The sequence below is a fragment of the Bradyrhizobium sp. USDA 3262 genome (genome assembly GCF_054060035.1).
Window position 1 is genome coordinate 3,672,767 of record NZ_JBSSCT010000001.1, and the last position, 25,359, is coordinate 3,698,125.

At 65.2% G+C, this 25,359-nt stretch carries 24 protein-coding genes and 1 pseudogene; 7 read left to right on the forward strand and 18 right to left on the reverse strand.

The features are described 5' to 3' along the window. Nucleotides 1–696: 696 nt before the first annotated feature. Complete coding sequence (locus ACVWYP_RS16910) at nucleotides 697–2,268, forward strand: porin (protein WP_304499095.1); 1,572 nt, start codon at nucleotides 697–699, stop codon at nucleotides 2,266–2,268. 84 nt (nucleotides 2,269–2,352) lie between these two features. Here the strand turns inward: ACVWYP_RS16910 and ACVWYP_RS16915 are convergent, their stop codons facing one another. From ACVWYP_RS16915 to ACVWYP_RS16930, 4 genes are all read right to left on the reverse strand, one after another. Beyond that, the gene (locus ACVWYP_RS16915) at nucleotides 2,353–3,387 is read right to left on the reverse strand and encodes an LLM class flavin-dependent oxidoreductase (RefSeq protein ID WP_304499096.1); all 1,035 of its coding nucleotides are present in this window, start codon (nucleotides 3,385–3,387) and stop codon (nucleotides 2,353–2,355) included. Nucleotides 3,388–3,600: 213 nt separating this feature from the next. After that, a complete protein-coding gene (locus tag ACVWYP_RS16920; RefSeq protein ID WP_304499097.1) occupies nucleotides 3,601–4,524 on the reverse strand; it encodes a glutathione S-transferase family protein in 924 nt (307 codons plus the stop codon). Nucleotides 4,525–4,634: 110 nt separating this feature from the next. Beyond that, nucleotides 4,635–5,393 (reverse strand): SDR family NAD(P)-dependent oxidoreductase, encoded by a 759-nt coding sequence (locus ACVWYP_RS16925; protein WP_304499098.1) that lies wholly within the window; start codon nucleotides 5,391–5,393, stop codon nucleotides 4,635–4,637. 37 nt (nucleotides 5,394–5,430) lie between these two features. Next, the gene (locus ACVWYP_RS16930; RefSeq protein WP_304499099.1) at nucleotides 5,431–6,000 is read right to left on the reverse strand and encodes a TetR/AcrR family transcriptional regulator; all 570 of its coding nucleotides are present in this window, start codon (nucleotides 5,998–6,000) and stop codon (nucleotides 5,431–5,433) included. Nucleotides 6,001–6,104: 104 nt separating this feature from the next. Between ACVWYP_RS16930 and ACVWYP_RS16935 the strand changes: the two genes are divergently transcribed. Beyond that, entirely contained in the window at nucleotides 6,105–6,893 is a 789-nt protein-coding gene (locus tag ACVWYP_RS16935; RefSeq protein WP_076824401.1) for a crotonase/enoyl-CoA hydratase family protein, read from the forward strand. A gap of 52 nt (nucleotides 6,894–6,945) precedes the next feature. On the opposite strand, the gene ACVWYP_RS16940 is transcribed toward ACVWYP_RS16935, so the two are convergent. Next, complete coding sequence (locus tag ACVWYP_RS16940; protein WP_304499100.1) at nucleotides 6,946–7,185, reverse strand: hypothetical protein; 240 nt, start codon at nucleotides 7,183–7,185, stop codon at nucleotides 6,946–6,948. Here ACVWYP_RS16940 and ACVWYP_RS16945 point away from each other — a divergent pair. Next, nucleotides 7,184–7,969, forward strand: a complete 786-nt coding sequence (locus ACVWYP_RS16945) for a division plane positioning ATPase MipZ (protein WP_304499101.1) — start codon at nucleotides 7,184–7,186, stop codon at nucleotides 7,967–7,969. The two genes, ACVWYP_RS16940 and ACVWYP_RS16945, sit on opposite strands and share 2 nt — an antisense overlap. 15 nt (nucleotides 7,970–7,984) lie before the next feature. Here the strand turns inward: ACVWYP_RS16945 and ACVWYP_RS16950 are convergent, their stop codons facing one another. From ACVWYP_RS16950 to ACVWYP_RS16965, 4 genes are all read right to left on the reverse strand, one after another. After that, the gene (locus ACVWYP_RS16950; protein ID WP_304499102.1) at nucleotides 7,985–9,490 is read right to left on the reverse strand and encodes a glycosyl hydrolase family 79 N-terminal domain-containing protein; all 1,506 of its coding nucleotides are present in this window, start codon (nucleotides 9,488–9,490) and stop codon (nucleotides 7,985–7,987) included. Between the two features lie 57 nt (nucleotides 9,491–9,547). Continuing rightward, a complete protein-coding gene (locus ACVWYP_RS16955; RefSeq protein ID WP_304499103.1) occupies nucleotides 9,548–10,408 on the reverse strand; it encodes a sugar phosphate isomerase/epimerase family protein in 861 nt (286 codons plus the stop codon). Nucleotides 10,409–10,411: 3 nt separating this feature from the next. Then, nucleotides 10,412–11,758 carry an MFS transporter gene (locus tag ACVWYP_RS16960; protein WP_304499104.1) on the reverse strand — a complete coding sequence of 449 codons (1,347 nt, stop codon included), beginning with the start codon at nucleotides 11,756–11,758 and terminating at the stop codon, nucleotides 10,412–10,414. Nucleotides 11,759–11,882: 124 nt separating this feature from the next. Continuing rightward, entirely contained in the window at nucleotides 11,883–12,755 is an 873-nt protein-coding gene (locus ACVWYP_RS16965; protein WP_304499105.1) for a phytanoyl-CoA dioxygenase family protein, read from the reverse strand. A gap of 98 nt (nucleotides 12,756–12,853) precedes the next feature. Between ACVWYP_RS16965 and ACVWYP_RS16970 the strand changes: the two genes are divergently transcribed. Then, a complete protein-coding gene (locus tag ACVWYP_RS16970) occupies nucleotides 12,854–13,864 on the forward strand; it encodes a LacI family DNA-binding transcriptional regulator (protein ID WP_028339466.1) in 1,011 nt (336 codons plus the stop codon). Nucleotides 13,865–14,074: 210 nt separating this feature from the next. On the opposite strand, the gene ACVWYP_RS16975 is transcribed toward ACVWYP_RS16970, so the two are convergent. From ACVWYP_RS16975 to ACVWYP_RS17010, 8 genes and pseudogenes are all read right to left on the reverse strand, one after another. Further along, nucleotides 14,075–14,608, reverse strand: coding sequence for an NADH-quinone oxidoreductase subunit B family protein (locus ACVWYP_RS16975; protein ID WP_304499106.1), 534 nt, complete (start codon nucleotides 14,606–14,608; stop codon nucleotides 14,075–14,077). Nucleotides 14,609–14,620: 12 nt separating this feature from the next. Continuing rightward, nucleotides 14,621–16,132: a hydrogenase large subunit gene (locus tag ACVWYP_RS16980; protein WP_304499107.1), complete on the reverse strand. Its 1,512-nt coding sequence runs from the start codon at nucleotides 16,130–16,132 to the stop codon at nucleotides 14,621–14,623. An 18-nt stretch (nucleotides 16,133–16,150) separates the two neighbouring features. Beyond that, nucleotides 16,151–17,599, reverse strand: coding sequence for a hydrogenase 4 subunit F (locus tag ACVWYP_RS16985; protein ID WP_304499108.1), 1,449 nt, complete (start codon nucleotides 17,597–17,599; stop codon nucleotides 16,151–16,153). Continuing rightward, nucleotides 17,596–18,258 (reverse strand): hydrogenase-4 component E, encoded by a 663-nt coding sequence (locus tag ACVWYP_RS16990; RefSeq protein WP_016843065.1) that lies wholly within the window; start codon nucleotides 18,256–18,258, stop codon nucleotides 17,596–17,598. The genes ACVWYP_RS16985 and ACVWYP_RS16990 overlap by 4 nt, the downstream gene beginning before the upstream one ends. Continuing rightward, nucleotides 18,258–19,214 (reverse strand): respiratory chain complex I subunit 1 family protein, encoded by a 957-nt coding sequence (locus tag ACVWYP_RS16995; RefSeq protein WP_304499109.1) that lies wholly within the window; start codon nucleotides 19,212–19,214, stop codon nucleotides 18,258–18,260. The genes ACVWYP_RS16990 and ACVWYP_RS16995 overlap by 1 nt, the downstream gene beginning before the upstream one ends. Continuing rightward, nucleotides 19,205–21,221: pseudogene (hyfB, locus tag ACVWYP_RS17000) on the reverse strand (hydrogenase 4 subunit B). The gene ACVWYP_RS16995 and the pseudogene hyfB overlap by 10 nt, the downstream one beginning before the upstream one ends. Next, complete coding sequence (locus tag ACVWYP_RS17005) at nucleotides 21,218–21,490, reverse strand: helix-turn-helix domain-containing protein (protein WP_304499111.1); 273 nt, start codon at nucleotides 21,488–21,490, stop codon at nucleotides 21,218–21,220. The pseudogene hyfB and the gene ACVWYP_RS17005 overlap by 4 nt, the downstream one beginning before the upstream one ends. 165 nt (nucleotides 21,491–21,655) lie before the next feature. Further along, on the reverse strand, nucleotides 21,656–22,555 hold the full coding sequence (locus ACVWYP_RS17010; RefSeq protein ID WP_304499112.1) for a CHAD domain-containing protein: 900 nt from the start codon (nucleotides 22,553–22,555) through the stop codon (nucleotides 21,656–21,658). Nucleotides 22,556–22,847: 292 nt separating this feature from the next. Between ACVWYP_RS17010 and ACVWYP_RS17015 the strand changes: the two genes are divergently transcribed. The 3 genes from ACVWYP_RS17015 (at nucleotide 22,848) to ACVWYP_RS17025 (ending at nucleotide 25,127) form a co-directional block, all read left to right on the forward strand. Then, a complete protein-coding gene (locus ACVWYP_RS17015; RefSeq protein ID WP_304499113.1) occupies nucleotides 22,848–23,282 on the forward strand; it encodes a MarR family winged helix-turn-helix transcriptional regulator in 435 nt (144 codons plus the stop codon). A gap of 77 nt (nucleotides 23,283–23,359) precedes the next feature. Beyond that, nucleotides 23,360–24,127, forward strand: coding sequence for an enoyl-CoA hydratase-related protein (locus ACVWYP_RS17020; protein WP_028339458.1), 768 nt, complete (start codon nucleotides 23,360–23,362; stop codon nucleotides 24,125–24,127). Between the two features lie 115 nt (nucleotides 24,128–24,242). After that, nucleotides 24,243–25,127, forward strand: coding sequence for an aldose 1-epimerase family protein (locus tag ACVWYP_RS17025; protein ID WP_304499114.1), 885 nt, complete (start codon nucleotides 24,243–24,245; stop codon nucleotides 25,125–25,127). Between the two features lie 11 nt (nucleotides 25,128–25,138). On the opposite strand, the gene ACVWYP_RS17030 is transcribed toward ACVWYP_RS17025, so the two are convergent. After that, a complete protein-coding gene (locus ACVWYP_RS17030; protein ID WP_016843073.1) occupies nucleotides 25,139–25,339 on the reverse strand; it encodes a hypothetical protein in 201 nt (66 codons plus the stop codon). Between the last annotated feature and the right edge of the window lie 20 nt (nucleotides 25,340–25,359).

Consider the following 25,359-nt stretch of genomic DNA (forward strand, 5'->3'; position numbering starts at 1 on the left):
GCGCACAGCAGAGATATTTCAGCGCGCCGGGGCTGCGGAGAACAAATCGACCGATTCTGCGCGCTGACATCCCAGTGACATGTAGCATCGTTACTGCACATCCGTGGCAAACCGCCCGCCGTCATTCGGCCTGCTCCGAGCCATCGGAAAGCCCCCTTCCAGGCGCGAGTCGACGGTATTCGGGGCGGGTTATGTTGTTCAAATCGCGGCGTTTTGGGCCAAAATGCCGTGCCGGGATACCGGAATCAGCGCTGCCGAAGCCGGCTCCGCTTTTCGCTTTCTCCGTAGGACACCCGTTTTGCACACCGTTCCGCGCGGTGTTGCCCGATCTTGTGCCCGATAACGGTAACTGAAATATTCGTCTTTTATTTCAATGGCTTGTCGAAGTGTCGCAGGTCAAATGCCCGTGATATTTGTGCAACATTTGCCCGAAAACAGCCGCAACTCGCCCCAAATCGAGCGGTCTTTTGTTGCGTGATCGGGGGCCTTCTGTCTCATATGGAACTACGACGGAGGGGGGCATCCCGAGGTCGTCCCGTTCTAGGTGGTTCGCTTAAGTCCCTCGCGTTCATGCGGGTGTGTCCGAAGGCGCGAAGCGACTAAGCGGGGATTTAAGGGACAAGGGAACCAACCTGAGGGTGTTCTACCCGGCGGATCCGGAACCTTCCCTGAGATAGAGCAACTTGGAGGTTTAACATGAAGATGGTTAAGAGCCTTATCCTCGGCTCGGCGGCGGCTCTCGTCGCGGTCGGCGGAGCTCAGGCGGCCGATCTTCCCGTCAAGGCCAAAGCGGTCGAGTACGTGAAGGTTTGCTCCCTGTATGGTCCCGGATTCTACTACATCCCGGGCACCGATACCTGCATCAAGCTGGGCGGCTACCTGCGCGTCGACGTTCTGGCGAACACCAACTCGGACCATACCGGCAACACCTCGGGTGCTGGCGGTGCGAACAACCGTTTCACGAACGGCTACACCTGGCGCTCTCGTGAAGATCTGAACATCGATACGCGCACCGCGACCGAATACGGCGTGGTCCGCACGTTCTTCGATGCGACGTTCTCCTGGACGTCGGACAACTACGTTGGTCAGGGCAACGGCTCGACCGTCTATTCGGCGATCGGCACGGCTGCGGCTCCGAACAATGCCGGCTCCGGTAACGTTGCCGCTGGTACTGTCGGCGTTTACTACGCCTTCATCCAGTTCGCCGGCTTCACCATCGGTAAGGCGGTCTCGCAGTTCTCGGCTCCGTGGGCCAACTACCCGGGCAACAGCTACGACGGTCTCGTCGGCGGCGGCGGCACGATCACTGGCGTGAACCAGTTCACCTACACCGCGCAGTTCGGCAACGGCGTGTCGCTGTCTCTGTCGGCTCAGGATCAGTCGGCCTACTATCAGGCTGGTGTGGCCAACCTCGGTGCTCCCACAACCTTCGGCGTTGTCGGTAACACCAACACGTTCGGCCTCAGCGACTACGCTGGCACGATCGCTCCGGATCTCGTCGCGATGCTGCGCGTCGACCAGGCCTGGGGTCTGTTCCAGGCATCGTTCGCCGCGCATAACAACCACGTGGCCTACTATGGCGGCACCGAGTTGACCGGTCATCCGGACGACAAGTGGGGCTGGGCTGGTCAGTTGGCTCTGTCGATCAAGAACATCCCGACCGGACCTGGCGACACCATCAACTTGCAGGGCGTCTACACCAACGGTGCGACGCGCTACAACATCCAGGACCTCGCCGGCTCGGCGGGTGCGAACACCATCTTCGGCGGCACCAACATTCCGGGTGCCTACCAGAGCATCGGCTTCGGCCTCGCGCCGGACTCGATTTTCGTGACCGGCGGTCAGCAGCAGCTGATCACGACCTACGGCTTCCGCGGTGCCTACGTGCACAACTGGAACCCGAACTGGAACACCAGCATCTACGGTGCCTGGGCCCAGGTTAACTACAACGGTACGGCCAAGGGCTACCTCTGCGGCCCGACCGGCACTGGCGTGGGTGGTTCGCTCAGCAACTTCTTTAGTGCCGCTTCCAACCTAACGTCCTGCAACCCCGACTACAGCATCGCGCAGCTCGGTACGCAGACCCAGTGGACCCCGGTTAAGAACCTGACCTTCTCGGCCGACTTCACCTACACCCGTCTGGACCAGAGCTTTGCCGGTACGCTCACTTTCCCCGGCGCTGCAGGGATCGGCAAGCCGGGCGCTGTGTACGAGCTGAAGGACCAGAACACCTACATGTTGCTGCTCCGCGCTCAGCGCAACTGGTAATACCGGTTGATCTGATTGCGATCTAACAGGGCCCCCGGCGCCAAAACGCCGGGGGTTTTGCTTTGTGATGCCGGTTCTGGCGCGTCACGCGGCGAGCATGTCGCGCACCATCGGCACCACCTTGCTGCCATAGAGCTCGATGCTCTTCATCAGCTTGTCGTGCGGCAGCGGGCCGGCCGAGTATTTCAGCTGGAAGCGCGCCGCGCCGAGCGCCTTGACGGTCGCCGCGATCTTGCGGGCAACGGTTTCCGGCGCGCCGACATAGAGCGAGCCGTGCTCGGCCTCAGACACGAACTCGTCGCGGCCCATCGGCGGCCAGCCGCGCTCCTTGCCGATTCGATCGCGCATGACCTTGTAGTCCGGCCACAGCTCCTCGCGTGCCTGCGCGTCGGTCTCGGCGACATAGCCCGGCGAATGCACGCCGATCGGCTTCGGTTCGCGGCCGAACTGCTGGTAGGCGCGCTGGTGCAGGTCGACATAGGGTGCAAAGCGCTTGGGATCGCCGCCGATGATGGCAAGCATCAGCGGCAGGTCGTAATGCGCCGCGCGAACCACCGATTCGGGACTGCCGCCGACGCCGATCCAGGTCTTCAGCCGGCCATGCTCGACCGGCGGATAGACCGACTGGCTCTTGAGCGGTGGCCGCAGCTTGCCCTGCCAGGTCACCGGCTCCTGCTTGAGCAGTTCGGTGAACAGGTCGAGCTTCTCCTCGAACAGCTCGTTGTATTGCCTGAGGTCGAAGCCGAACAGCGGGAACGACTCGGTGAAGGAGCCGCGGCCGAGGATCACCTCGGCGCGGCCGTTCGAGACCGCGTCGACCGTGGCGAAGCGCTGGAAGACGCGGATCGGGTCGTCCGAGCTCAGCACGGTCACCGCCGAGCCGAGGCGGATGTTTTCGGTGCGCGCGGCGATTGCCGCCAGCACGGTCTCGGGCGAGGAGATCGCAAAATCGGCGCGGTGGTGCTCGCCGAGCCCGATGAAATCGATCCCGAGCTGATCGGCCAGCACCGCTTCGTCAACGACGTTGCGGATCACCTGGGCATGGGGCAGCGGCGCTCCGGCGTCGTCGTTGGTGACGTCGCCAAACGTATCAAGCCCAAATTCGACGGAGGTCGTCATAGTCAGTCCGGTTGTCGGCGTGGCGGAGCATCCGCCACGGGCCACCCATCGCACGCAGGCCGAAAGGTCGGGTTGCTGCGGATCTATCCGCAAGCCTGCGCTGTGGAGCCTTGGGTTGGAGATATGCTGGAGCTATTGCCGATTCAGGGGGCCGGCAAGGTCACGCCGCGAAACGCAGCGTTTCCAGGCCCGCTTGGGAGCAGCCTGTGGCAATCAGCCCGGGACCACCAGGAAGCCGGCGCGCGGGAAATGCACCACCACCTCGCCGGCGCGTTCATCCGACCGGCGGATCGCGATGTGTTGCGCCGACAGCGAGACGATCTCGCCGTGCACCGGGATCTTGCCGTAGTCATCCGGCATCACGGCAACGACGTCGCCGGGCTTGCGACCGTTTGGATCCATGGGGTCGCCGAATACAGGCGACTGCGGTTGCGCCCTCGCGGCGATCTCGAGCGCGTCGGCCGACGACATCTCGGTGCGCGTGCCGTGGCCGATGGCGCGGATGCGCTCCTCCCACGCCGCAACACGCGGCACGGACTTCATGATCTCGTCCATCGTGGCGAGGCTCTGCCGCGCGTACCACACGTTCATGTAGGCGCTGACGTCCGCGAGGCTGAACTCGCCGAACAGCCACGGCCGGCCGTCGCCGAGTTGCGCTTCGATCCAGTCGACATTGGTGCGGAACTGGTCGCGCATCTGCGGCAGCGCCGCGGTCATGGCGGCGACGTCGAACTTGCCGCCGCGCAACTTCTCGCGATCCTCGATGAAATCCCGCGGGACCTTGTCGCCGACGAAGCCGAACACGAGGTTGACCGTGTTCTGAAAGAACGGCCGGTCGGTCCACATGCCGAGCGCCCAGGGCATGCCGGCATTGCCCGCCGGAAACAGCGTCGGCGTCGGGTAGCGCCGCTCCAACTCGCGGATGATGATCTGGGTGTCACAATAGATGTCCGCGCCGATCTGCATCGTCGGCGTGCGGCGATAGCCGCCGGTCATCGGCATCAGGTCCGGCCGCGGCATGATCCGGGAGATCCGCACCGAGTTCCAGGCGAGCTTCTTGAATCCGAAGATGATGCGGATCTTCTCGGAGAACGGCGACTGATCGAAATGATGCAGGATCGGCGTGGGCTGCGACATGGCCTTCTCCCGGGACAGGGTGCGATCTCGACGGACCTTGTCGCATAAGCTGACAAGAATCCAGCCGATCGCAACCTATATCCGTGGGCGAGAAGGGCGGCGCAGCGCGTTCAGAACTGCTCCGCCCACGGCCGCAGGTCGAGCTCCAGCGTCCAGGCGCTGCGGTGCTGGTGGTGCAGCACCCAATAGGCGTCCGCGATGGCCGCGATGTTGAGCATGCCATCCGGTCCGCGCTCATCCTTCAATTGCGGACGCATGCCCAGCAGGCGGTCGCCCTCGATTCCGCCATCGACCACGACATGGCCGACATGGATGCCCTGCGGCCCGAATTCCCGCGCCACGCTCTGCGCCAGCGCGCGCAGCGCGGCCTTGGCGGCGGCGAACGGTGAGTAGTTGGCCTTGCCGCGCAGCGAACCGCTGGCGCCGGTGAACACCAGCGTGCCGCCGCCGCGCGCAAGCAGAGCGGGGATCGTGGCCTGTGCGAGCTGGAAACCGCCGAGCGCATGTTCACGCCAGTGTTCCTCGAAGCGCTGCTCACTGACCTTCAGAAACGGTGCCGGCCGGTTGGAGCCTGCATTGTGCACGGCCATCGCGAGCGGTGCGAGCCTCTCGGCCGCCTCGACGAAGCGCGCAACATCGGCCGCCCTGGAGGCGTCGCCGACCACGTGCGCGACCGTCGCGCCGCTTGCCGCCAGCTCGGCCGCCGTCGCGGCGAGCTTGTCGGCGTTGCGGCCGGCGATCGCGACGGGATAGCCGCCGGCGGCAAAGCGACGCGCAATCGCGGCGCCGAGGCCGTTCGACGCGCCGACGCCGGCAATCAGCACGCTTCCTTGTACAGGGGTCGGCTCGAGGGCGGATCGGTCGTTCATGGCTCACTCCATCAAGGTGCCCGTGGCGCGGGCGAAATCATTCGTCGGACGCCATCGCGACGATGGCATCACGCACCGTGCGCAGAACGGCGTCGGACCGCTTCTGGTCGGTGAGGACACGCGAGATCGCCAGCGCCCCGACCATCGCACTCACGGCGACGATTGCGCTGCTGTCGTCATCGTCGCCGAACGTCTCGGCGACCTTGGCGATGAAGGATTCGATGTGCGGCTCCATCACCGCGCGGCATTGCGCATCGGCGCGGCCGACATCCGAGATCAGCGCGCCGATCGCGCAGCCCGACTTGGGCGCGTCGCGATGGGCGCGGCTGAGATAGCTACGCACCAGTGTGTTGATGTTGACCGGCTTGTCGGGACCGCGCGCCGCGTGAGCCGATGCTTCTCCTGCATTCAGCGCCTGTTCCAGCGCCGCGGCGATCAGGTCGGAACGCGAGGCGAAGTGCCCATAGAAGCCGCCATGGGTCAGCTTCACCTGCTGCATCAGGCCGCCGATGCTGAGCGCGTCGAGGCCCTTGCCGCGGATCTGCGTTGCAGCCTCGTTCAGAATACGCTCACGGCTCCTGGCCTTGTCGGCCTGGGAATGGCCCATCTCGCCTAGTCCCTGTTTGACTCTCTTTCTGGATTATGACCATCATGCGTCTGGATGACAACTATCATCCAGAAATTATCCGGTCACAAAGCAGGGAGGAACAGATGTCCGGCAGCGCGAGCGAAGGGCGGGTCCGCCACGAGCGGCACGACCACATCCTCAAGATCATCATCGACAATCCCGCGAAGAAGAATGCCTTCAGTCCGGAGATGATGGCTGAGCTGTCCGACGCGCTGACGCTGCTCGACAATGACGACGGCCTCTGGGTCGGCGTGCTCTGCGCCGCCGGCGGCAGTTTCACCGCGGGTCTCGACATGCCGAAGTTCTTCGGTCCGACGGCGACGCGCAAGCCGCTGCCGGAGGGCAACGTCGATCCGTTCGGACTATCGAAGCGCTGCCGGAAGCCGATCGTCACGGCGGTGCAGGGTATCGTTTTCACCGTTGGCATCGAGATGATGCTGGCAGGCGATATCGTGATCGCTGCGGACGACAGCCGTTTCTGCCAGATGGAAGCCAAGCGCGGCATCGCGCCGCTGGCGGGCGCGCATTTCCGCTATATCAGCCGCGCCGGGTGGGGCGATGCGATGTATCACCTGTTGCTGTGCGACGAGTTCACCGCCGCCGAGGCGCATCGGATCGGTCTCGTGCAGGAAGTCGTGCCAGCGGGCCAGCAGGTCGAGCGTGCAATGGCGCTCGCGGAGATCATCGCGCGCAATGCGCCGCTTGGAATCCAGGTGACCAAGGAAGCGGGCCGCAAGTTCATCGAAGCCGGCGAGCAGGCGGCGATCGCGATCATCCCGCAGATCCGCGAACGCGTGCTCAACACATCAGATGCGGCCGAGGGCATCAAGTCCTTCGTGGAGCGCCGCGCGGCTGTGTTTCAGGGACGCTAGTCCCGGGGCGCGCTAGTAGCAGAGGCGCTCGCCGCAGCGGCGCTCGCTGCGTTCACGATACGTGCCCGGATTGCGGTTGTGACAATGTTGTCGCAGCCGCATCAATTTCGATCACGCCGATCGTGCGACGACTCTTGTCGAGATTCGTCGAATCAGGGAGATTCGAGCCATTCATTAAATTCTGTTTCGTCCTGCTTTCACTCAAGCGTCCGGTATGGATTCCCATGACAAGCGCACGAGTAGTAGTTGTCGGAAATAACAAGGGCGGCTCCGGCAAGTCGACAATTGCCATGCACGTCGCCATCGCGCTGATCAAGGCGGGTCAGCGTGTCGCCACCATCGATCTCGACAACAAGCAGAAGTCGCTGACGCACTACGTCGAGAACCGGCGGGACTGGGCGCGGGAAACCTCGCTGGATCTCGGCATTCCCGCGCATATGTGCTTCGAGACGGTGAGCGGCAGGAGCAGCGAGGTCGAGACGCTCGGGCGCAGCGCGCTCGCCGAGATCGTCGAGCGGCTGGGCCGGTCGCACGATTTCGTCGTGATCGACTGTCCCGGCCACGACACCTATCTGACGACGTTCACGCATTCGCTGGCGAACACGCTGATCACGCCGCTCAATGACAGCTTCCTCGATTTCGACGTGCTCGGTACCGTCGATCCGAACGACTTCAAGGTGACCGGCATCAGCCACTATTCGAAGATGGTGGAGGAGGCGCGGCGCGAGCGCAGCGCACACGATCAGCCGGCATTCGAGTGGGTGGTGCTGCGCAACCGTCTCTCCACGCTCGGGTCACGCAACAAGCGCCTGGTCGGCGAAGCCCTGAGCGAATTGGCCAAGACGCTGAATTTCCGCCTGGTCGATGGCCTGGCCGAACGCGTGATCTTCCGCGAATTCTATCCGCGCGGACTGACCGCGATCGACGATGTCAGCCAGCTCGCGCTCGGTGGCCGGCCGACCATGTCGCATGTCACTGCACGGCTCGAGATGGAGCGGCTGATGACCGCCATCATGCTCGGCCATCTGGTGGCGCGCCCGCCGGAATCCTCCGACGCCAGCCGCGACGCGGCGTAAGGCGACGTCAGGCCGCTAACGGCAATGGGCGTTGCCGGCGTCGGCGACGGTCAGGAACGTGATCGTTGCAGGTGCGAAGACGATCGTTCCGGCAGCGGCTGCGTCGCCGTCCAGGGCTGGGATCCTGTCAGCGGCTCCAAGCAAAAGCGTCGCGCCATTGAGCTGAACATTGCCGTCGGCAGGCTTAGCGCTCGTGAGCGTGTAGCGTTGCGAGGCGGCTGGCAGCATGAGCTTGCGCTGTTTTCGCCGATCATTGTTGATGACGAGCAGAGCTATTCCATCAGGCATGTCGCGCGCGCAATGCGCATAAACATGGAAGCCGGATTGCTCGGCGACACCGGCATCGAGCACAATGGTCCCCATCAACCGTCGCCATAGCAGCGCCGCCCAATAATTCGGCCGCGGCAGATGGGTTCGTTCGTCGAGCAGCCCGTAGTCGCTCGCGGCCAGCGTGTTATGCATCACCACCTGAACGCCAGCCTTGGCCAGCCGTCCGAGTTGATCGAGGTAACGGAACGTGTCGGTGAAGGTTTTAGCCCAGCGATTGCCGCCGCACGCGGTCTCTGCGGTTTCGGTCAGCCAGATCGGCTTGCCCGGTGCAAGCTGGTCGCGCAGCACTTGGGTGAAGGCAAACGTCTTGCCAGTTCGCGCCAACCATTCGTCCGACAATGCATGCCTTGCCTTGCGATCGCCGGCGCATCGGGCCGACAGCGCGCCATAATGATGGTAGGAGACCGTGTCGATGCCGGCTGCTGATGCGGCGAAGAGCGCTTGAGCCTCAGCGCCGGCGCCGATCGTGCCGGGGCCGAGGATCGTCACGTCGGGCGCGGTGTCCTTCATGAAGGCGCGGAACGCTCCAAAATCCCTGCCGTAGGCCGCTGAATCATAGCCCTCAGGGGCGCCGCCGATGGTCGGCAGATCGGGCTCATTCATGAACTCGGCTGCGGCGATACGCCCGCCTGCGGATCGCGTGAACGCGAGAAGTTGTCGGGCCTGTTCGGGGCTCCATTGCCCTGCAGCGTCGCGCGCGCCCGCGCTGATCGCAAGGGACGTGACGATCGGAGCGTCGACGGCGTGCGAGAACTCGATCACGTCCCGCCATTGCCGTCGCGTCAGCACGCCGTTGAAGCCGGCCGGCGGCGCGGTCGGTGACGTTTCGGAATCTGCAAAGAACGTGCTGTTGGCCCATGTCCCGCTGACGCGTAGATAGGCGGGGGAGAGCGCGGCGGCCAGTTTGCGCAGTCGGCCATCGCGCAGGTCGATCGGAGCGCGAGCCGCGAACCGCTCCGTTTCTGCACGCCGACGCGTGGCGGCGGTTGCATAGGGCTTCCAGAACCGTCCGCCGGTCACCTCGACCATCTCGATGTTGTAGGATTGAAAGCGTGGGTCGATGGTCGCAACGCGCGGCAGGGTCGCGACATTCAGGAGCAGCTCTGCCGCGGCCGCCTTCGTATGCGCGAAGGCTGCCATCGCCGAGACGGCGGCGAGACATCGGAGCGGATAAGCCCAGCGGTCGCGCACGGGTCCTCGCGGCGTTCCGGATTGTGGCGTTCAGGATGCCGCCGCGGCGTGTTTGAATCAATGCGGGAGCGGGCCTTGCGGCTCGTTCGCGATACGATCCCACAGCGCGCGGATCATGTCCTTCATGACCAACGCGTCCTGCCAGCGGTCGGACAATTCCCTGCCGTCGGGCCCGGTGATGGCATAGGGCGGGGGACCGAGCTCGCACAGGAAGGTCAGGGTCGCGTCGGGCCCGGCGCGCTTCCGCCAGGAACGGATAGCGTAGTCCCACCAGCCCATGAATAGGGACACCCAGCCCTGGTGCTGCGGAAAGCCGAGCGAGACCTGCACCTGCTCGCGGCTCGCGATGCGGCCGTGGATGCCCCAGGCATTGTCGAGGATGCGATGGATCATCGCGTGGTTGACGTCGTCGACCGGCCAGGCGAATTCGCGGCCGACCAGATAATGCGAGAGATCGGCGGTGAGCCGCAGATCGGGAAAGCAGTCGAGCAAATCGAGCATGAAGAACAGGTCGGTCGTCATGCGGTCGCGATGGGTCTCGACATGCACGGCAACGCCGGCCTCCGCGGCAAGCCGCCGCCAGCCTTCGAGCAGGGGAATGCAATCTGCGAGCCGGCGCGGCCGAACGTCCGGCTGCAAATTGACATGATCGGCGCCGAGCTTGGCGACCAGCTCGAGCACCGGCTTCAGGTCGTCGACGCTCTTCGGGTAGCATTGCGCCTGCCAGATCATGCCATGCGCGCGAAGGAAGCTCGTCACCTCGCGCGCGAAGGCAGGATCGATGAAGCGAACGCCGGCGCCGTCAAATCCGGCATCGCGGATCATTGCGAGCTGGGTGTGCAGCGGCCATTCGCCCTCATCCGCAAGCCGCCGCTCCATCGCCCAGAGCGACTGCAGGACACGCAGTTGCTGCGCCACCGATCAGGCCCGCGCCGGGATCGCCGCGGGCAGCTCGGCCTGTTCGCTCGCGTCGGCGTCGATGTTCTCCTGGTAGGTCTCGGGCCCGATCCAGATCGCGACGACGGTGCAGGCCGAGAGGAACATCGCGTAGCAGGCGACCGGCCACCAGGTGCCATAGGCTGCCACCAATGCGGTGGCGACGAACGGCGCCGGGCCGCCCGACAGCAGCGAGCCGAGCTCGCGGGCGAAGGCGAAGCCGGCGAAGCGGCGCTGCGGCGGGAACAGCTCGGCGAAATACGCCGCCTGCGGCCCGAACATCGCCGCCGTCACCACGGCGCGCGCCAGGATGAAGGCGAGCGCGATCATGATCCATTCCTTGGTGCCGACCATCCAGAAGAACGGGAAGGCGAGCGCCACGCCGGCGAGGGCGCCGAACATGTAGACCGGCCGCCGCCCGATCCGGTCGGACAATGCCGCAAAGCCGAGGATTGCAAACAGCTCGACCGTGAACGCCAGCATCAGCGCGCTGAGCGCCTCCGCCTTGGGCACGCCGAGCGTGGTGATCACGTAGCTGAGACCAAACACCGGGAAGAAATAGCCGAGCCCGTTCTCGGCCATGCGGGCGCCGAGCACGACGAAGAAGTTGCGCGGGTGCCGGCGCAACGCCTCCATCGCCGGATTGCTCTCGACCTTGCCGCGTGCGACCACCGCCTCGGTGTAGACCGGCGTCTCGGTGATGCGCATGCGGACGAAGATGCCGACCACGATCAGGAGGAAGCTCGCCAGGAAGGGCAGGCGCCAGCCCCAGCTCATCAAATCCTCGCGCGGCAGCATGGTCACCAGCGCGAAGGCGCCGGCCGCAAGCAGGTTGCCGACGGAGACGCCGAGCGGCGCGAAGCCGCCCCAGAAGCCGCGATGCTTCGGCGGCGCGTTCTCGACCAGATAGATCACCGCGCCGCCATATTCGGCGCCGGCGCCAAGGCCCTGGATGACACGCATCGCGACCAGGAGGATCGGCGCCCAGATCCCGATCTGCCCATAAGTCGGCAGGAAGCCGATTGCGGTGGTGCCGATGCCGATCATCAGGAGGGTGGCGACCAGCACCGGCTTGCGGCCATAGCGATCGCCGAGGATGCCGAACAACAGGCCGCCGAACGGCCGCACCACGAAGCCGACGCCGAAGGTCAGGAACGACAACAGCGTGCCGACCACCGGATCGCTCTTCGGAAAGAACAATTCGCCGAACACCAGCGCCGCTGCGGTGCCGTAGAGGAAGAAGTCGTACCATTCGAGCGCGGAGCCGATGCTTGCGGCCAGAATCACACGCAGGCGCGATGTGCGAGCGCCATCTCTTGCCATCTCGGTCATTCGTTTCCCCGTATTTTGATTTTTATGGTCGTTTGATCGGGCATGATCTCCACGTTTGTCGCGGGGGATCGTGCTCGTGAAAGCAGCAATGCCCGCGGCCTGGCCGCGGGCATTGTCTCAGGTCTCAGGCGGCGCGCGTGAAGTAGGATTTCTTCGACGCCGACTGTGTCTCGTAGATCGATCCCTGCCGTTTGGCCGGCGGCAGTGGCATGCGCACCGGCACATCGGTGAGCCGCGGTGCGACCACCGGCGGACCCGCCAGCAGGCGGCTGTTGAACTCGTCGAAGTCCTTCACGCCCATCAGCGGCCAGGCGTCGCTGGCGGCGACTTCATAGAGCAGCAGGTTGCGCGGCCGGTTCGACGTGTTGGTCGCCGAGCCGTGCAACGCGCGCACGTGATGGAACGACATGCTGCCGGCCTTGCCCATGCAGGGCACCGCGCGCTTGATGTCGTCCGCGATCTGGTCCGGATCGATCAGGCCTGCGAAGTGGCCGTCTTCGCCGTGATGGTCCCACATCGTGGCGCCGGTGTGCGACCCGGGCGTCACCAGCATCGGACCGTTCTCGATATCGCAATCGTCGAGCAGCACGCCGATCGCGAGGATATCGTCATTGGTGTGCGGATAGAATGCCCAGTCCTGATGCCACTCGACCGGCGAGCCGTATTGCGCCGACTTCATGTTGAGCTTGGAGCCGTGCAGGCGAAGGCCGGGGCCGATCAGCTTGGTGAGGATCGAGATCACGGCCGGGCTGCGGACGATCTCGTCGAAGATCGGGTGCACCTTCTGCGGCGCCTTGATGCGGCGGACGCGCGGGGTCTCCGGCGTATGCCCCGGCTCGAGATCGTAGACGTCGGTGTGCTCGCTCACACTGGCGGCGCCGGCCACCAGTTCGGCGAGCACCGTGCGCACCTTGGCTAAGGTCTCCTGGTTGAGCACCTCGGGAACCACGATCACCCCGTCGCGCTTGTAAGCCTGGGCCTGCTCGTCCGAAATCATGCCATTTCTCCCTTTTTGTTCCATGTTAGCGCTAACATTGATCGATGCTAGCGCTAACATCATAGCTTGGCAACCCGGAATCGGGCAGGCTCCGCCCCATGAGCTCCGAACTGACCGCCCCCGGGACCGGCCCGGCCGGTGCCGCGCCCACCCTTTCAGAGGTGGCCAAGCGCGCCGGCGTTTCCTCGATCACGGTGAGCCGGGTGGTGCGGATGCCCGACCTGGTCGCCCCGGAGACCCGGGCGCGGGTCGAGCGGGCGATGCGCGACCTCGGCTATGTCCCGAACCTGGTGGCGGGCGCGCTGGCGAGCGCGCGGACCAATTCAGTCGGCGTGCTGGTGCCGACCATCGCCAACGCGATCTTCGCCGACACGGTGCAGGGCCTGTCCGACAAGCTCGAGCCGCTCGGCTTCTCCGTGATCCTGGCGCAGTCGCGCTATGATGCGGCGCGCGAGGACCGCATGCTGGCGGCGCTGCTGTCGCGGCGGCCCGAGGCGATCATCATGGTCGGCTCGCCGGCGACCGAGGAGGGCAGCCGCCTGCTGCGCAATGCGCGCATTCCGATCGTCGAGACCTGGGATCTGCCGGCAAACCCGATCGACGCGGTCGCGGGCTTCGACAATTACAAGGCCGGTGTCGCCGTCGCGAAGCATCTGGTCGCGCAGGGCCGCAAGCAGCTCGCCTTCATCGGCGGCGACGATCCGCGCGGGACGCGCCGCTGGTTCGGCTTCAGGGACGAAGCACTGGCCAGCGGCCTCGCCGAGCCGCGCCGGTTGATCCTGGACCGCAAGGATTCCGGCAGCGTGGCGGCGCATGCACGCCTGCCCGATGTCGACGCGGTGTTCGCCGCCAACGATGCGCATGCGATCGGCTTCATGTCCGGGCTGCGCAAGGCCGGGCTGCTGCGCGACGGGCCTGCATCGGCGCAACCGGTCGCCGTGATCGGGCTTGGCGATCTCGAAATGGGCCAGTTGATCTCGCCGACCCTGAGCACGATCAGCGTGCATGGCGACGCGATTGGCCGCACCGCGGCGACGCTGACGCTGGAGCGCGGCGGCGAGCGCCGCGTCGATCTCGGCTTCGAACTGGTGCTGCGCGACAGCGGCTAGTGTGCTGAATGCGAAGTTCGTGCGATTTCGCGGCAGCCACTTTCACGAACTTCGCATTCATAAAGCACACTAGAATCATAAGTTTGCTAGTGTCCTTATCGAATCCGAAGTTCGGTCCGAAGGTGCGGCAAATGATGCGAACTTCGGATTCGGGACACTAGCGTGCCTCGCCCACGGTGCGGGCGGAGATGCTCGCTTCTTTCCGTGCCTTCACCTTGCCGCGACCCCGGAGTCGACCGCCTCGAGCAAGGTCACGAGGCCCCGCAGGATGGCCGTCGGCGAAGGCGGGCAACCCGGAATATGGAGATCGACCGGAACAACCGCGGAGACCCCTCCAACCACGGCGTAGCTGCCGGCGAAGCATCCGCCATCCCTTGCGCAATCGCCCGCAGCGACAACCCATTTGGGATCTGGCGTCGCACGGTATGTGCGCTCCAGCGCCTCGCGCATGTTCTTGGTGACCGGACCCGTGACCAGCAGCACGTCGGCGTGACGGGGAGAGGCAACGAACCGGATTCCAAACCGTTCGACGTCGTAATACGCATTGCTTAATGCGTGAATTTCCAGCTCGCATCCGTTGCAGGAGCCTGCATCGACCTCGCGGATCGAGAGGCTGCGGCCAAGGCGTCGTCGCGCGGTGCGGCCGACCATGGCCGCCAGCTCCGCGAGCGCAGCGTCATCCGGGCGCGGCGCTTGCTCGGTCAATGGCTGGCGAAACAGGCTCTGGAACAGAAGTTTGCGCATCGCCTCAAGCCCTCAGAGATCCTGCCCGGAATAGGAGCAGTTGAACGACTTATTGCAGAGCGGGAAGTCCGCCACAATGTTGCCTTCGATGGCCGCCTCGAGCAGCGGCCACTGAAACCACGACGGATCGCGCAGATGGCATCGCTCGATCCGATCGCCGTTCAGGCGCAGCCAGGCCAGGATGTCGCCGCGGAAACCCTCGACGAGGGCCATGCCTTCGCAAGGCTCGGCCGCACCGTGCAGTGGCACTTTCACCGGACCGGCCTCGAGGCCAATGAGGATCTGGTACGCCAGCGCCAGACTCTGCTCAACCTCGCGAATCCGGATCCAGACCCGGGCGTTGACGTCGCCGTCGCTGAGAACGGGGACTTCGAAACGCAGGCCATCATAGGGGAGATAGCCGGGCCTGCGTCGGGCGTCATGGTCGCGGCCGCTCGCACGCCCGACATAACCACCGGCAGCGAATTGCTGTGCGAGTGCCGGGGTCACGATGCCGGTGCTGACGGTGCGGTCCTGCAACGAGGCGGTGTTGTCATAGAGCTCGACCAGCGCAGGGAAATGCCGGCGGATCTGGTCGAGTACGGCCCGGATTGCGTCGGCTCCATCGCTGGCGATATCTCGCGCGACGCCGCCGGGAACGACGAGGTCGCGCATCAGGCGGTGGCCGAATGCAGCGTCGGCGGCGCGCAGCACGGATTCGCGCAGCACGGCGCAATGCGCCTGCATCAGCGCAAATGACGCATCGTTGCAGATCGCGCCGATATCGCCGAGATGATTGGCCAGTCGCTCGAGCTCGGCCATCAGCGCGCGCAGCAACAGCGCGCGCGGCGGCACGGCAATCCGTTGCGCGGCCTCGACCGCCTGCGCGAACGCCAGCCCATAGGCGACCGTGCTGTCGCCGGAGACCCGGCCGGCGAGCCGCGCGGCCTGCTCGACGGTGCTTCCGGCCATCAGCCCTTCGACGCCCTTGTGGGTGTAGCCGAGCCGCTGCTCGAGGCGGACCACCGTCTCTCCGCTCGCGGTAAAGCGGAAATGCCCGGGCTCGATGATGCCGGCATGCACCGGACCGACCGCGATCTGATGCAGGCTGTCCCCCTCGGCCGGGAGGAATTGATAAGGCGCTGCGTCCGCTGATGCATCGTGACGTTCACCCAGCGGGAAGCGCGTTTGCCAACGGCCATGATCGAGCCAGGGGCGGGGATCCGGTGTGCCCATGGGCTGCAATCCGAACAGGTCGTGGAGGGTGCGCTCCAATCGAAGCGCCGGCGGATGATGGGCCGCGACCGAAGGAAATTGGCGATCGGGACAATCCAGGCTGATCACGCCGATATCGGACGTGCGGTCGTCGAGGATGGCCATGTGCACGCGCGACGGCTCACCCCACAGTCCGAGCAGGCTCAGGCCGCCATCCGCAAATGCGTGAGCGGCGGTGCGCCAGGTTTCGCCGTCCACCACGGCGCGCGGCCATGGATGATGCCGCTCGATCCTGTGGCCGGCCCGGATCAGATCGATCAACCTCGGCATATCCCGTTCTCCCTCGCGCTAACCCAGCAGGTTGGCGACGTGCTGGAACCAGACGACCAGCGGTCCCGGAAGGTAGATGCCCGCAGTCAGCACCAGCGCGAAATGCGCGAACATCGGCAAATAGGACGCATCCGCCGGCGCGGCATTGCCGCGCGGCTCGCCGAACGCAAGGCTGGTCAGGCGCAGGATCAGCGCGGCGAAGGCGAGCAGCAGGCCGAACACCAGCGGGATGGCGAGCAGCGGCTGGCGCGCGAAGGTGGAGCTGACGATGAGAAATTCGCTCATGAAGATACCGAGCGGCGGCAGGCCGGCGATCGCGACCACGCCGATCACGAGACTCCAGCCGAGTGCCGGATGCGACTCGGTCAGGCCGCGAATGTTGGCGATCCGCTGCGTGCCCTTCACCTGTGCAATGTGGCCGACCGCGTAGAATATCCCCGACTTGGTGAGGCTGTGCATCACCATGTGCAGCAGGCCGGCAAAGTTGGCGAGCGGGCCACCCATGCCGAACGCAAACACGATGATGCCCATATGCTCGATCGACGAGTAGGCGAACAGCCGCTTGATGTCGCGGCGGCGGTAAAGCATGAAGGCCGCGAACAGCAGCGAGGTCAGCCCCATCGTCACCATCAGCGGCCCGGGCGATATCGCATCCGGATTGGCGGCGAGCAGGATCTTGAAGCGGAGCACCGCGTAGAGCGCGACGTTGAGCAGCAGGCCGGAAAGCACGGCGGAAATCGGGGTCGGGCCCTCGGCATGCGCATCCGGAAGCCAGGCGTGCAGCGGCGCCAGGCCGACCTTGGTGCCGTATCCGAGCAGCAGGAAGATGAAGGCGACGTTGAGCAATGCCGGGTCGAACGTCGCCGCACGGCTGATCAACACCGTCCACACCATGGCGTCCTGACCCTCGCCGACCACCGGCAGCGCCGCCATGTACACCAGGATCGTGCCGAACAGCGCCAGCGCGATGCCGACGCTGCCGAGGATGAAATACTTCCAGGCCGCTTCCAGCGCCGCATGGGTCCGGTAGATGCCGACCATCAGGACGGTGGTGAGCGTGGCAACCTCGACCGCGACCCAGATCAGGCCGATATTGTTCGACACGAATGCGAGGTTCATGCCGAACATCATCACCTGATACATGGCATGGTAGAATCGCAGATAACCCGGCGTCAGCCGCCCGGTCTCGAGTTCGTGGGCGATATAGCTTGCGCTGAACACGCTCGTGGTGAATCCCACGAAGGTGTTGAGCACGATGAAGACGATGTTGAGATCGTCGATCAGCAGGTACTGGCCGGGTTGCGGGCGCTCGACCACGAGCAGCGAAAGCGCGGCCAGCAAGGTGCCGAGACTGGCCACGATATTGAGACCCGCGGTCAAGCGGTAGCCGGGCAGCGCGGCCAGCACCGCCGCGGCGGTGATCGGTATCAACAGAACCCAGGTGACGGCATCCGACGCGGCAGTCATCGGCGCTCCCCCCTGAATTCATCGAGCGCGCCGACGTCGACGGTGTCGAACCGCTCGCGAATGCGGAACAGGAACACGCCGATCACGATGAACGCGATCAGGATCGAGAACGCGACGCTGATCTCCACGACGAGCGGCATGCCCTTGGCGCCGGTCGCGGCCAGCACCAGGCCGTTTTCCAGCGACATGAAGCCGACGACCTGGCTGACGGCGTTGCGCCGTGTCACCATGACGAGCAATCCCAGCAGCACCACCGACAGCGCGAAGGCGAGGTCTTCCCGCGCCAGCGGATCGGCCGCGCCCGTGACGCGCAGCATCAGCACCATGGACAGGGCGACGAGCCCCATGCCCGCAAGCATGGTCGGACCGATGCTCACCGCGGTCTCGATATCGCGATGAATGCCGAGCTGCTTGATGATGCGATGCAACGCCACCGGGATGACGATCGCCTTGAAGACCAGTGCGATGGCTGCGGTCACGTAGAGATGCGGCGCATTCTGGATGAAGGCCTGCCAGGCGACGGAAGCTGCGAGCACCACGGCATGAAGCGCGAAAATGTTCAGCAGCGCATACAGGCGGTCCTGGTACAGCATCATGAAACTGATCAGCACGAGCCCGCCGGCGAGCAGATGGGCAATGTCGAAGGCGAGGTTGTGCATCAGAAGCCCCGTGACACGAACCGAAGCAGCGTGCCGAGCAGGCCGAGCATCAGCGCTGCGCCGAGGAATTCGGGGACGCGGAACACCCGCATCTTCGCCGTCGCGGTCTCGAACACGGCAAGCAGGAAGCTCGCGACCGCAAGCTTGAGGATGTAGGCGGCAACGCTCACCAGATAGGACAGCGGGCCCGCGCCTTCCGTGGTGATCTGCCACGGGAAGAACACGCAGATGATCAGGGAGATGTAGAGCAGCAGCTTGAGGAAGGCGCCGAACTCGATCATGGCGAGGTGACGCCCGGAATATTCGAGGATCATCGCCTCGTGCACCATGGTCAGCTCCAGATGCGTCGCCGGGTTGTCGACCGGGATGCGCGCGTTTTCGGCGAGCGCCACCATGATGAGGGCGATCATCGCCATGCCGAGCGAGACGCGCAGTCCGACTTCCGACGACGCCATGAAGGTCGCGACCGTCGACAGCTGCGTCGAGCCGGCAATCAGCGCGACGCAGAACACCATCAGCAGCATGGCCGGCTCGGCGAGTGCGGCGATCATCACCTCGCGGCTGGAGCCGATGCCGCCGAAGCTGGTGCCGACGTCCATGCCGGCAAGCGCGAGGAAGAAGCGCGCGCTGCCGAGCAGGGCGACGATCGCGATCAGGTCGGCGCTCCAGTTGAATTGCAGGCCGGTCGCAAATGTCGGGACCAGCGCCGCCGCGACCCAGATGGCCGCAAACGTCACATAGGGCGTGACGCGAAACAGCCAGGACGCGTTTTCGGCGAGCACGACCTCCTTGCGCAGCAGCCGCAGAAGGTCGCGGTAGGGCTGGAAGATCGACGGTCCGTTCCGCCGCAACAGCCGGGCCTTGATCTTGCGCACGACGCCGGTCAGCAGCGGCGCGAGCAGCAGCACAAGCGCCATCTGGCCGAGCTGAACGAGGATGTCCGAGATCACGACCATATCGCGAGCGCCAGCAGCAATGTGATGAGGGTTGCGAACACCAGGCTGAGGTAGCGGCGGATGGTCAGGAACTGGAGCTGGTTCAGCCGATCGGCGAAAAACCACACGAGTTCAGTCACGGGTGTGTAGAGCCGCTCCCAGACCAGGTCGTGCATATCCACCCTGAGGCGGGCCGGCCGCAGTTCGCCCGGCGCGGGCATATCGACATGCTCGCGGGCCTGGAAAACCAGCGTGCCGAACACGCGGCGGATCGGCTGCACAAAGCTCACGCCGGAATACTGCGCCGCCGGTGTCGGGTCGGCGAAGCCGCAACCCCATGCCGGTCCGCGCCGGATCGCGCGCGACGCAAAGCGATGGATGAAATACACCGCGAGCGACGCTGCGGCGGTGATGAACGCAAAGACGAGCAATCCGTTGTAGGAACTGCGGCTCTCCTCGATCGGAACGATCGACAGCCAGGGATCGTTCATCTGAACCGGCATCCGGTGGCCGATCACAGCCTGCGCAACGGGCGAGAGCGCGTCGATCACGAGGCCCGGCAGAATGCCGGCGAGGAAGCAGAGCACGGCGAGGCTGAACATCGCGGCGAGCGAACAGCGATCGACTTCGCCGGCGGCTTCCGCGGCCGGGCTCCGCGCGCGGCCGAGAAATGTGATTCCGAAGGCCTTGACGAAGCATGCGGCGGCGAGCGCCGCCGCCAGCGCCAGCAAGGCGCCGACCGCGGGCACCATGATCTTCAGCAGCCATTGCGGCAGGTCGGGGCTCTGCAGAACGGCCTGAAACATCAGCCATTCCGACACGAACCCGTTGAACGGCGGCAGCGCCGAGATCGCGACGCAGCCGACCAGAAAGACGAAGCTCGTGAGTGGCATGCGGTGGATCAGGCCGCCCAGCTTCTCCATGTCGCGTTCGCCGGTCGACGTCAGCACCGCGCCGGCCCCGAAGAACAGCAGGCTCTTGAAGAACGAATGGTTCAGCACGTGGAACAATGCGGCCGTGAAGGCGAGGGCCGCCGCGACGCCAAGGCCGTTCGCCTGAAATGCCAGCGCAAGGCCGAGGCTCGCGAAGATGACGCCGATGTTCTCGATCGTGCTGTAGGCGAGCAGGCGCTTGAGATCCTTCTCCATCAGCGCATAGAGGATCCCCATGACTGCGGTCGCGCCGCCAAGGATGAGAACCACGACACCCGCCGACCAGCCTGGCGGCCCGAGCAGATCGAACACGACCCGGATGAATCCGTAGATCGCGACCTTCGTCATCACGCCGCTCATCAGCGCCGAGACATGGCTCGGCGCGGCGGGATGGGCCAGCGACAGCCACACGTGCAACGGGATCAGGCCGGCTTTCGACCCGGCGCCGAGCAGCATCAGCGCGAGCACCAATGCGGCCTCGGACGGGGCATGCCGGGCGGCGCGGATGGCCGCAAAGCTGTAGCTGCCGCCGGCTCCCGCCAGCAGGCCGAAGGCAAGCAACAGAGCCAGCGTCCCGAAGCTTGCCATCACGAGATAGACGTAGCCTGCGCGGGCATTGTCGGCGTCACGGTGATGCGCCATGACGAGCGCCCATGAGGCGAGCGACATGAATTCCCAGCACAGCAGGTAGGTGAACGCATCGTCGGCGAGCACGACGAGATTCATCCCGGCCAGGAACGCCGGGGAAAAAGGGAAGGATGCGCTGCGGCGCGGATTCGTGGCTGCCGTAACCGATGCCATAAAGACTTGCGGCCGCACCGCCGAGATTGACCACGACGAGAAAGAATGCGGCGAGCGCATCGAGGCGGAAATGCGATCCCAGCCATGGCAAGCCGACCGGCAGTATCAGTTCCGTCGCGCCGGTGCGGGCGATCAGCGCGAACAGGGCTCCGGCCAATGCGACCAGCGAAATCGCAAAGGTCGTGCCGTAGACGATGGCCGTCGATTGGCGCGATCGGCGCGTTGCAATCGCGAGAGCGGTCGTTCCCAGCAGGGCGGCTACACACCAGATCTGCTGAGTGACCGCCGGGATCATGTCTGCGCCTTCGGTGAGCCTGATCCGGCCTTCAATCGCACCCCGCGGCCGCCGCCGCTGCTGACGGCGCCCTCATTGATGACCTCGACGCCGGCCGTGCCGAGCGCGTCGATCAGTTTCACGAGCGAGTCGACGTTGCCGCGAATGGTGCCTTCGCTCGCCTCCATCCGCTGGATGGTTGGCACCGAAAGTCCGGACAGCTCGGCGAGCTGCCGTTGGTCGATGCCAAGCAAGGCTCTGGCAGCTCGCAGCTGCGCCGCGGTGATCATCGAGTGATGGCCGTCGATTGAGGAGTCGCGTCTGTTTGAATGTCATTTATGCACATCAAGTAATGATGGCACAAGAGCAATAAATGATGTTTTATACATCATTCATGCGCGTGGTCATCGACGCGAGCCGCATCCGCGCGCCGTCGACGTTGCGCTGACGCGCGCTCAGCCGGAGATTTTTCGATAGACCGCCGCGGCGTGGCGCAGCAGCCGGCTCTTGCGCTTCCGCTCGTGGACGCGCTGGTGCTTGGCCTTGCGCTCGTGGGCGCGCTGCGCGGGTGCATCGACACGCTCGAGCAATCCGCGACGCACCTCGTCGTCGTTCAATTCGCCGAGCAGTTGTTGCCCCTTGCGCAGATGCTTCAGGATGATCCGCCATGACGCGTATTCGTCAGCGGGCAAGCCGCCCTCCGAGAACTCGATGGCGTAGCGCAGCCGCTTGCTGGCGAGACGGACGCGGTGCCGCTTGTTCTTGCCCATGCCTTGCAGCCCGCGGCTCTTCTGGCACAGCTTGCCATGCCACCGCGCCAGCCGCCGTGCGTGAAAGACCGACACCGGCACGGCGCGCCGTTGCGCGGCACGGGGATCCTGCCGCGTGGTCCAGGGGCCGCTGCCGACCCAGTCCCACATGCCGTCGAACCACTGCCAGTAGCGGTCGCTTTGCAACGCCTCCCTGAGGGCTTCGAACGCATCGGTTCGCGCCGTCTGGAGCATGCGTTCTTCGGGCAAGCCCTTGCTGTTCTCGATCGCGACGTCGAGGTCGCGCGTTGCGCCGAGATGTGCGCTCAGCCATTTCAGTTCGGATTTCAGTCGCGTCCACTCGCTATCCGCCACCATCGGGCCGTAGAACGCGATCGCGGCTTTCAGCCGTGTCAGTGCAATGCGGGTCTGATGGAGCGCGGCGGGATCGCCGGAACTCAAGGCCTCGTGATTGGTCGCGACTTCTTCGAGGCATTCGGACAGGATCAGGCGAAAGGCGGTCTCGCAACGCATGGCTTCGCTGAGATGGCGTGCCCGCTTCGGGCGGACAACGCGCTCCCTGTCCGGACTTGCCGCTAACGTCATGACACTCTCGTGACCCCGCCAGAGCCGCAACGCGGCTCCCGGATGCAAAGATTTCCCGTTTGATCGACGTCGATCAAGGGTTTTCTGCCGGGCCGCAGCGCAACGATCGGGCGGCGGGATCAAAATGTCGCAGTTGCGCCGATGGGAACGGCTTGTTCCGGCCGAGCGCGTGCGGTTTGGGTGAGTGCTGGGTTCTGAGACCGTCGGACGCAATGACGGATCTCCGCCAATAGCCGGATATTTCGTGCACGAAATATCTTGATATTTCGCGTGCGAAATATATAACGGCGTGATGAAAGCGGAACACCGGCTGATCTTTCTTCTGACCGTGGCCTATCGCCGGTTGCAGCGCGCCATCGATCAGGAGACGGCCGCCCACGATCTGACGTCGGCTCAGGCCGGCGTGCTGTTCTCTCTCGGGCGCAATGACGGCGCGCTGATCGGCGACGTCTCGCAGGCGCTCGACATCGTGCCGTCGGCGATGAGCGGGCTTGCCGACCGGATGGAACGTGCAGGCCTCGTGAAGCGCCGGCGCGATGGCGAGGATGGGCGCAGCCAGCGGCTCTATCTGACCGCGGCGGGGCAGGAGCTCGGCAAACGCGCCGCAACGCGGACCAGGGTGATCAACAACCGTCTGATGGAGGGGTTCTCGGACGCTGAAATCGACGTGGTGTCGCGTTGGCTGACCAGCCTGCAAGACAAGTTTCCGAAAGACAAGGACAGCTAGAGCGTCTTCGAGCGAAGTGATTACCGGTTCGCGTGAAGAAGGCGCGTCAAACAACAAGCAAGCAACAGGAGTGCAGCATGAGTGAAGTGGTCGTAGCGCTGGACGGCGGTGTCCTCACCGTGACGATGGCGCGCCCGGACAAGAAGAACGCGATCACCAACGCGATGTACGGCGCGATGGCCGACGCGCTCGAGCGCGCGGAAGGCGATTCCGCGATCCGCGCCGTGCTGCTGCAGGGCGACGGCGACAGCTTTACCGCGGGCAACGATCTCGCCGATTTCGCGGCGGTGTCGCGCGGCGTGCAGGGCGAGCGTCACGTGACGCGCTTCCTCGCCGCCCTGGCCAAGGCGACGCGGCCGCTGATTGCCGCGGTGCAGGGCAATGCGGTCGGCATCGGCACCACCATGCTGCTGCATTGCGACCTCGTCTACCTCGCGCCGACCGCGCGGCTGATCACGCCGTTCGTCAATCTGGCGCTGGTGCCGGAGGCGGCGTCGACCTATCTGCTGCCGCAGCGCATCGGCTATGCGCGGGCTTATGCGATGTTCGCGCTCGGCGAACCGGTCGAGGCGGAGACGGCGGTCTCGATCGGCCTCGCCAACGCGGTTGTGCCGCTCGCGGAGCTGCGCGCCAAGGCCCGTGCGGCGGCGGACGCGCTGGCGAAGCGGCCGTTCGGCTCGCTTCAGCACACCAAGGCGCTGATGCGCGACCCCGCCAGGATCAGCGCGCAAATGGCGCGCGAGGGTGAGATCTTCCAGGAGCGGCTGATGAGTGCGGAAGCACGCGAGGCCTTTGCCGCCTTTGCCGAGCGCCGCCAGCCCGATTTCTCCAAGATTGCCGGGTAGGCCCGGACCGTGGTGCCGCCACGCAAGGGCGGCGGCCCCATTGCTTTGGGGTTGACGGCCTCGCCGGCTTCGAACATCTCCTGTCGGTTCATGGCGCAACCCGGCGAGGCGAGGCATGAGCGACAGTCACACGCTGCGCGGCGACGGAATCGCCGCGACCATTTTGGCGCAGGGCGCCGAATTGTCGTCGCTCAGCAATGCCGACGGGACCGAACTGTTGTGGCAGGCCGGCCCGCAATGGCCGCGCCATGCGCCCATCCTGTTCCCGATCGTCGGCCGATTGAAGAACGATACGCTGCGCCACAACGGCAAGACCTATCCGATGACGCAGCACGGGTTCGCGCGGGATCGCCGCTTTGCCTGGGTGGAGCAGGAGCCCCGATCCTGCAAGCTCGCGCTCATCGACGACGCAGAGACGCGTGCGCGCTATCCGTTCGCATTCAGGCTCGAGGTCACCTATACCGTTGATGGCGCCGATCTCGATGTCGCCTTCGACATCGTCAACACCGGCGCCGAGACGCTGCCGGCCTCGCTCGGCGGTCATCCCGCCTTCAACTGGCCGCTGCTTCCGGGGTTGCGGAAGGAGGCGTACGCGCTGACCTTCGAGAAGGATGAGCCGGCGCCGATCCGGCGGCTGACGGAAGGACTGATGCGGCCGCAGGCCGAGCCAACTCCGATCAAGACAAGTCCGATCAAGGGCAGGGTGCTCGCATTGTCGGAGCAATTGTTCGACGACGACGCCATGATCCTCGATCAGGTTGCGAGCGCGTCGGTTCGCTTTGCTGCTGCGCGGGGGCCCGCGATCGAGATGTCGTGGCGCGGCTTTCGCGAACTTGGCATCTGGTCGAAGGTCGGCGGCGCGGCGTTCCTCTGCATCGAGCCGTGGCACGGCTTTGCCAGCCCGGTCGAATTCGACGGCGAGTTCGCAGGCAAGCCCGGCCTCATGCACATCGCGCCGGGCGCGCGGCAGTCACTGGGCTATCGCATTCGCGTGAGCTGACCAAGAACGGGTCAATGGGCGCGGGGGCTGAGCGCACTGGTGATCGCGCCGACCGATGGCGGGTTCTCGTTCGCCCAGGCCTCATGCGCGGCCAGGTCGCGGTAATGCTCGGCCATGCGCAGCAGCCGCTCGCGGATGCCGGCATCTTCCTCGCCCTTGGCCTGATCGGTCAATTGTGCGGCGCGTTCGAGAAGCGTTTTCGGATCGATCACGACAAGCTCCAAATCCGGTT